The following is a 6463-nucleotide window of genomic DNA, read 5'->3' on the forward strand; positions in this document are numbered from 1 at the left end:
GGACAGCGACCGGTGCCCCGGCTCCCACCCGCCCTCCTTCAGGACCGGAGAGCCATGTACGGACCGCTCGGCGCCCCAGCGTGCCACGACACCACCCGGGTGACACTGCTCACCGAGGGCACCTACCCGCACGGCCACGGCGGTGTGAGCGTCTGGTGCGACCAGCTGATACGCGGCATGCCGGACGTCGAGTTCCGCGTCATAGCCGTCACCGCCACCGGCCACGAACCGCTCGCCTGGCGGCTCCCGAGGCATCTGACCGATCTGGCGTGCGTGGCCCTGTGGGGCACGGCGCCCGAGGGGCGCGCACCGCGCGGCCGGCACCTCGCACGCTTCCTCCGCTGCTACGAGCGGTTCCTGATATCCCTGCTCGACCCCGCGTCCGAACGGCACTTCCCCGAGGCCCTCTACGGCCTCGCCGACCACGCCCGCGGCGGCCGGCTCTCCGCCGCCCTGCGCTCCGAGGCCGCCGTGCGCACCCTCGTCCGCGTCTGGGGCGATCCCCGGCTCACCGTCGCCGCCGCCCGGCCCACGCTCCACGACGCGCTCGTCGCCACCGATCTGCTGGAGCACACGCTGCGCCCCCTGGCCGCCCGGCTGCCGGCCACCGGAGTGGCGCACGCCGCCAGCGGCGGGCTCGCCGCCCTCCCCGGCCTGCTGGCCCAGCGCCTGTACGGGGTGCCGCTGCTCCTCACCGAGCACGGCGTCTATCTGCGCGAGCGCTATCTGGGCTTCCGCGCGGAGCCGTACCGCTGGCCGGTGAAGGCCCTGCTGCTCGGCTTCTTCCGGCTGCTCGCCGAGGAGACCTACCGCAGGGCCGCCCTGGTCACCCCCGGCAACCGCTACAACCGGCGGTGGGAGGAGCGCGGCGGCACCGCGCCGGAGCGCATCCGCACCGTCTACAACGGCGTGGACCCGGCGGCCTTCCCCTTCGTCGGTCCGGAACCGGAGGTTCCCACGCTCACCTGGGCCGGGCGGATCGACCCCATCAAGGACCTGGAGACGCTGATCCGCGCGTTCGCCCTGGTCCGCGCCGAGGTGCCGGCGGCGCGCCTGCGGATCTTCGGTGGCGCCCCGCGCGGTGCGGAGGGCTACCGCGCCCGGTGCGAGACGCTCGCCGCCGGGCTGGGGGTGTCGGCCGCGGTGTCGTTCGAGGGCCGGGTGGACGACATCCGCGACGCCTACGCGGCCGGCAACGTGGTGGTGCTCTCCAGCATCAGCGAGGGCTTCCCCTTCACCCTCATCGAGGCCATGTCCTGCGGCCGGGCCACGGTCGCCACCGATGTGGGCGGGGTGCGGGAGGCCGTGGGCGACACCGGGCTGGTGGTCCCGCCGCGCGACCCGCGCGCGATGGCGCGCGCCGCGCTGGAGCTGCTGGGCGACCCCGAACGGCGGGCCCGGATGGGCGAGGCGGCGCGGCTGCGCGTCATCGAGCAGTTCACCCTGCGGCAGACCATCGAGGCGTTCCGCTCCATCTATCTGCGGCTGGCCACCGGCGAGCGGCGGCGCGGCGGCGACGGGCCGCCCCCGACGGCGGCGGGCGCGGCCGGGGCGGCCGGGGCGGCAGTGGCCGCGGGGACCGCCGGAGAAACCGGAACAGCAGGCGCGACAGGCGCGACAGGGACAGCGGGAGGCAGCGCGTGAGCGGGCCCCTGCGTCTCGTGCCGGGCGGCCAGGGCGGTCAGGGCGACGACGGCGGCAACAGCGGCAACGGCCGGGAGGGGTACGGCGCACCCGGCGGGGCGGCGCCCGGGCCGGCGCGCCGCGAGGTGGCCGGCACCACGGTCGACCCCCTGGCGGAGCTGGCCGGACAGCTGGGGGACGTCTGTGCCGCGGCCGTCCACCCGTACGAGATTGCGGCGGTGCTGGAGTCCGAGGGGCTGGCCGACGACCGGATCGTCGAACGCTACGCCCGGCGCGACCTGTTCGACCTGGCCGAGGAGCTCTGGACGCGCACCGAGCGCGGCTTCCCCGAGCCCGAGCCGCCCGCGGACCCCTGGCGGGCCGACGGCCGGCGCTGTCTGCTGCACGGGCTCGTCGTGGCCCTGCCGGGGCTGGCCTATGTGATGGGCGCCCGCTTCCTCCAGGGGCCGCCCGGCGCCCTGGGGCTCACCGGCCCCACCACCGCGCTCGCCGTGTCGGTGCTGGTGAGCTGGTCGTGGAACCAGGCGCTGGCGCACCGCGCCTATCTGCGGCTGGGCCGGCAGGGGCGGCGGGCCGCGGCCCGCTGTCTGCTGGCCGGTGCGCCGGTCGGGGCGCTGCTGTCCGCCGTGCCCGCTGCGCTGCTCTCCGGCACCGGCAGCCCGGGGGCCCTCACCTCCCCGTCGCTGTCCTCGGCGGCGTTCACCCTGGGCGAGGCCGCGTATCTCGCGGCGGCCACGGTGCTGCTGGTGCTGGGTCGCGAACGCGACCTGCTGCTGGCGCTGGTGCCGACGGCGGCCGGGGCGGCGGCGGTGCCCGCGCTGGAGCCGGGGGACGCCGTGGTCGTCGGGCTGCTGCTGACCACGGTGGCGAGCGCGGTGCTCGCCGCGGGACTGGAGCTGCGGCGCTCGCTGCGGTCCGGCCCCCCACCCGAGCCGGCCGGCCTGCCGCGGCTGTCCCTGTCCCTGCCGTACGGGGTCTTCGGGCTGTCCGCCGGAGTGCTGACCCTGGTCACGGCGGTCGGCGGCGTGCTGCGCTACGGCGCGGGCGCCGCGTTCACCGGCAGCTACACCATCGCGCTGACGCTGAGCATGGGGGCGGCGCAGTGGCTGCTGTACCGCTTCCGCAGCAGCGCCCTGGCGAGTCTGCGGCGCAGCCTGGACGGCCCGCAGTTCCTCCGGGGGGCGGGCCGGGCGCTGATCGCGTGCCTGGTCGGCTACCTGGGCGTGCTCGGGCTGCTGGCGGTGGCCGCGCTGGGCGCCACCGTGGTCGACGAGGGGTGGCGCGGCGGCGGGGAGCCGCTGCTGCCCCGGTTGATGGGCCTGCTCGCGCTGCTGGCGCTGGGCGCGGCGCTGTGGCTGGCGCTGCTGCTCCAGGCGTTCGGGGCGGCGTGGCCCGCGGCCGTGGTCTGCGCGGCCGCGGCGGCGGGCGAACTCGCCTGTCTCGCCGCGAAGCTCGCGGCGCCCGTGACGGTCCAGCTGGTGTCGTGCGGCGGGGCGGCGGCGGTGCTGCTCGCCGTCACGGTCCCGCTGCTGGGCAGAGCGACGGCGCACCGCTGAGGCCCTGCACCCCCTTCATCGGCGTTCATCAGTGTTCATCCGCAGTCATCCGCACCGGCCCAGGACGCCGGTGGTGAGCAGGAGAGAGACGACCATGAACCGATCCGTTCCCGCGGCCCCGCCGGCCACCCCCGTACCGCCGGCGCCGGCCACCGGCCCCGTACCGCCGAAGGCGAGCGGCGCCGCCCCGCCGCGGCACCCCGCCGGGCTCCCCGTGCCGCCGAGCAACGGCGCCGCCCCGCCGGGGCCGGTCACCGCTCCCCTGCCGGTCGTGCCCGCCGCCGGCGTCACCGCGCCGCTGGCCGCCGTGACCGGCGCCGAGGGGTTCATCGGCTCCCATCTGGTGGAGGCGCTGGTGTCCTCGGGGCACCGGGTGCGCGCCATGGCGCAGTACAACTCGTTCTCCTCGTTCGGCTGGCTGGAGGCGCTGCCGGCGGAGGTGATGGACCGGGTCGAGGTGGTGCTCGGCGATGTGCGGGACCCCGGCTCCGTGCACGCCCTGGTCGAGGGCGCCGAGACGGTCTACCACCTGGCGGCCCTCATCGCGATCCCGTACTCCTACCGCGCGCCGCACAGCTATGTGGAGACCAATGTCACCGGCACCCTCAATGTGCTGGAGGCGGTGCGCCGGCTGGGGACGGCCCGGCTGGTCCACACCTCGACCAGCGAGACCTACGGCACCGCCCGCACCGTGCCGATCACCGAGGACCACCCCATCGTCACCCAGTCGCCGTACGCCGCGTCCAAGGCGGGCGGCGACCGGCTCGCCGACAGCTACCACGCCAGCTTCGGCACGCCCGTCGTCACCCTGCGCCCGTTCAACACCTTCGGGCCGCGCCAGTCGATGCGGGCCGTCATCCCCACCGTCATCGGGCAGCTCGCCGCCGGCCGGCGCACCGTGACCCTGGGGGACCTGCGCCCCACCCGCGACTTCACCTATGTCGAGGACACGGCCGCGGCCTTTCTCGCCGTCGGCACGGCCCCCGCCGAACGGGTGATCGGCCGCACCTTCAACGCGGGCACCGGCGGCGAGATCTCCGTCGGCGACCTCGTGACCCTCATCGGCAAGCTGATGGACACCGAGGTGAGCGTCCGCGCCGACGAACAGCGCGTCAGGCCGGCCGCGTCGGAGGTGATGCGCCTGGTCTGCGACGCCTCCCGGCTGCGGGCCGCGACCGGCTGGGCGCCGGCCCACGGCCTGGAGGCCGGCCTGCGCCGCACCATCGCGTTCTTCCGCGACCCGGCCAACCTCGCCCGCTACAAGACCGACCGCTACAACGTCTGAAGCCCACCGAGCCACCGCACGGCTCTATCCCACCGCTCGATCCCACCGCTCGACTCCACATCGGTCCAAGGGGGACCTCTCATGCACGCAGTCATCCTGGCCGGCGGCAAGGGCGTTCGGCTGCGCCCGTACACCACCGCCCTGCCCAAACCGCTGGTGCCGATCGGTGACCAGCACCCGATTTTGGACATCGTGCTGCGCCAGCTCGCGTCCTCGGGCTTCACCACCTGCACCATGGCGATAGGCCACCTCGGCCACATCATCCGGGCGTACGTGGGCGACGGCGCGCAGTGGGGGCTGCGCGTCACCTACGCCACCGAGGAGAGCCCGCTGGGCACCATGGGGCCACTGCTGCCCCTGCTCGACCGGCTCCCCGAGGACTTCCTGGTGCTCAACGGCGACATCCTCACCGATCTGGACTTCGCCGAGGTGCTGCGCCACCACACCGCCGCCGCGGCCCCGCTGACCATCGCCACCTACCACCGGACGGTGCCCATCGACTTCGGCGTGCTCACCACCGACGCCGGCCGGGTCGTCGACTTCGCCGAGAAGCCGAGCCTGGACTACCAGGTGTCCATGGGCGTCTACGGGCTCTCCCGCGCCACCCTCGCCCCGTACACGCCGGGACTGCCGCTCGGCTTCGACGAACTCGTCCTCGACCTGCTGCGCGCCGGCACCCCGCCGAGCGTCCACGACTTCACCGGCTACTGGCTCGACATCGGCCGGCCGGACGACTACGACCGGGCCAACGCGGAGTTCACCAGCCACCGCGGCCTGCTGCTGAGGGGAGTGTGAAGCCGCCATGCGCGTACTCGTCCTGGGCACCAGCGGATTCCTGGGCCGGCACGCCGTCGAACGGCTGCGCGCCGTGCCGGGCGTACGGGTGCTGGTCGGCGGGCGCCGGCCGACCGCCGACCTGACCGTGGACCTGGCCACCGCCACCGTCCCCGAACTGACCGAGGCCCTGCGCGAGCTCGGCCCGTCCGCCGTCGTCAACTGCGTGGGCGCGGTCGGCGGCAGCGCCGTGCGGCTCGCCGAGGTCAATGTGCGGGGGCCGGCCGTCCTGTGCGAGGCGCTGCGCGCCGCCGCCCCCTCGGCGCGGCTGGTCCATCTGGGGTCCGCGGCGGAGTACGGGCCGACGCCCCGGGGCGAGCCGCTCACCGAGGCGGCCCCGACCCGGCCGGTGAGCGCCTATGGCGCGACGAAGCTGGCGGGCACGCTCGCCGTCACCACGGCCGGGCTGGACGCCGTCGTGCTCCGGGTCTTCAACCCCGTCGGCGCCGGGGCCCCGGCCTCCGGGCTGCCGGGCCGGCTCGCCGGTGAGCTGCGCCGCGCCGGCCCGGCGGGCACGGTCCGGGTCGGCGACCTGTCCGCGTACCGCGACTTCGTGGACGCGCGGGACGTGGGGCAGGCGGTCGCCCTGGCCGCCACGGCCCGCGCCCCGCTGCCCCGGGTGCTCAACATCGGCAGCGGGGTGGCCAGCAGGGTGCGGGCGATCGCCGAGGAACTGGTGCGCGCCTCCGGGTTCCGCGGCCGGATCGAGGAGAGCGGGGCGGGCTCCGAGCGCTCCAGGGCGGTCTCCTGGCAGCAGGCGGACGTGTCGGCCGCCGCGGCGGCGCTCGGCTGGTACCCGGACCGGTCGCTGCCGTCGTCCCTGGCCGATCTGTGGCGCTCCATGGCGGACGAGGAGGCCGGCCACGGCGAAGGCCACGGCGGCGACGGCGGCCACGGCGAGCATCACGGTGGGAGCCACGGCGGGGGCCCCGGCGGCGTGCGGACCGGGAGCCGTGGTGGGGCCCGGCCGGAGCACAGCGGGCCCGTACGACATCCCGCGCGAGGTGACCGGTGACACCGGAGCCCTCCCCGCACACCCGGCCCGGGGCGCCACCTAACGCCCCGGGCCCGGGCGGCCGGGGTGTGTCACCGCACGACGGCCCCCCGCGCGCCGCGCCGTCCTCCGACTCCCCCACGCCCCCGC

General features: G+C 76.2%; 5 protein-coding genes. All 5 read left to right on the forward strand.

Features of this window, described 5'->3' with window-relative positions:
• Positions 1-54: 54 nt before the first annotated feature.
• The 5 genes from pelF to ACSNOD_RS26910 all read left to right on the forward strand — a co-directional run bounded on the left by pelF (position 55) and on the right by ACSNOD_RS26910 (position 6334).
• Complete coding sequence (gene pelF, locus ACSNOD_RS26890) at positions 55-1644, forward strand: GT4 family glycosyltransferase PelF (RefSeq protein WP_436769658.1); 1590 nt, start codon at positions 55-57, stop codon at positions 1642-1644.
• Complete coding sequence (locus ACSNOD_RS26895; protein WP_436769659.1) at positions 1641-3200, forward strand: hypothetical protein; 1560 nt, start codon at positions 1641-1643, stop codon at positions 3198-3200. The genes pelF and ACSNOD_RS26895 overlap by 4 nt, the downstream gene beginning before the upstream one ends.
• 94 nt (positions 3201-3294) lie before the next feature.
• On the forward strand, positions 3295-4485 hold the full coding sequence (locus ACSNOD_RS26900) for an SDR family NAD(P)-dependent oxidoreductase (protein WP_436769660.1): 1191 nt from the start codon (positions 3295-3297) through the stop codon (positions 4483-4485).
• A gap of 81 nt (positions 4486-4566) precedes the next feature.
• The gene (locus tag ACSNOD_RS26905; RefSeq protein WP_436769661.1) at positions 4567-5280 is read left to right on the forward strand and encodes a nucleotidyltransferase family protein; all 714 of its coding nucleotides are present in this window, start codon (positions 4567-4569) and stop codon (positions 5278-5280) included.
• A gap of 7 nt (positions 5281-5287) precedes the next feature.
• On the forward strand, positions 5288-6334 hold the full coding sequence (locus tag ACSNOD_RS26910) for an NAD-dependent epimerase/dehydratase family protein (protein WP_436769662.1): 1047 nt from the start codon (positions 5288-5290) through the stop codon (positions 6332-6334).
• Positions 6335-6463 lie beyond the last annotated feature (129 nt).

The organism is Streptomyces sp. URMC 123 (assembly GCF_051386515.1).
Taxonomy (GTDB): domain Bacteria; phylum Actinomycetota; class Actinomycetes; order Streptomycetales; family Streptomycetaceae; genus Streptomyces.

Bases quoted from the DNA above. Each gene is read 5' to 3' on its own strand.
- pelF (WP_436769658.1), top strand. From the start codon at position 55: ATGTACGGACCGCTCGGCGCCCCAGCGTGCCACGACACCACCCGGGTG.
- ACSNOD_RS26900 (WP_436769660.1), top strand. From the start codon at position 3,295: ATGAACCGATCCGTTCCCGCGGCCCCGCCGGCCACCCCCGTACCGCCG.
- ACSNOD_RS26905 (WP_436769661.1), top strand. From the start codon at position 4,567: ATGCACGCAGTCATCCTGGCCGGCGGCAAGGGCGTTCGGCTGCGCCCG.
- ACSNOD_RS26910 (WP_436769662.1), top strand. From the start codon at position 5,288: ATGCGCGTACTCGTCCTGGGCACCAGCGGATTCCTGGGCCGGCACGCC.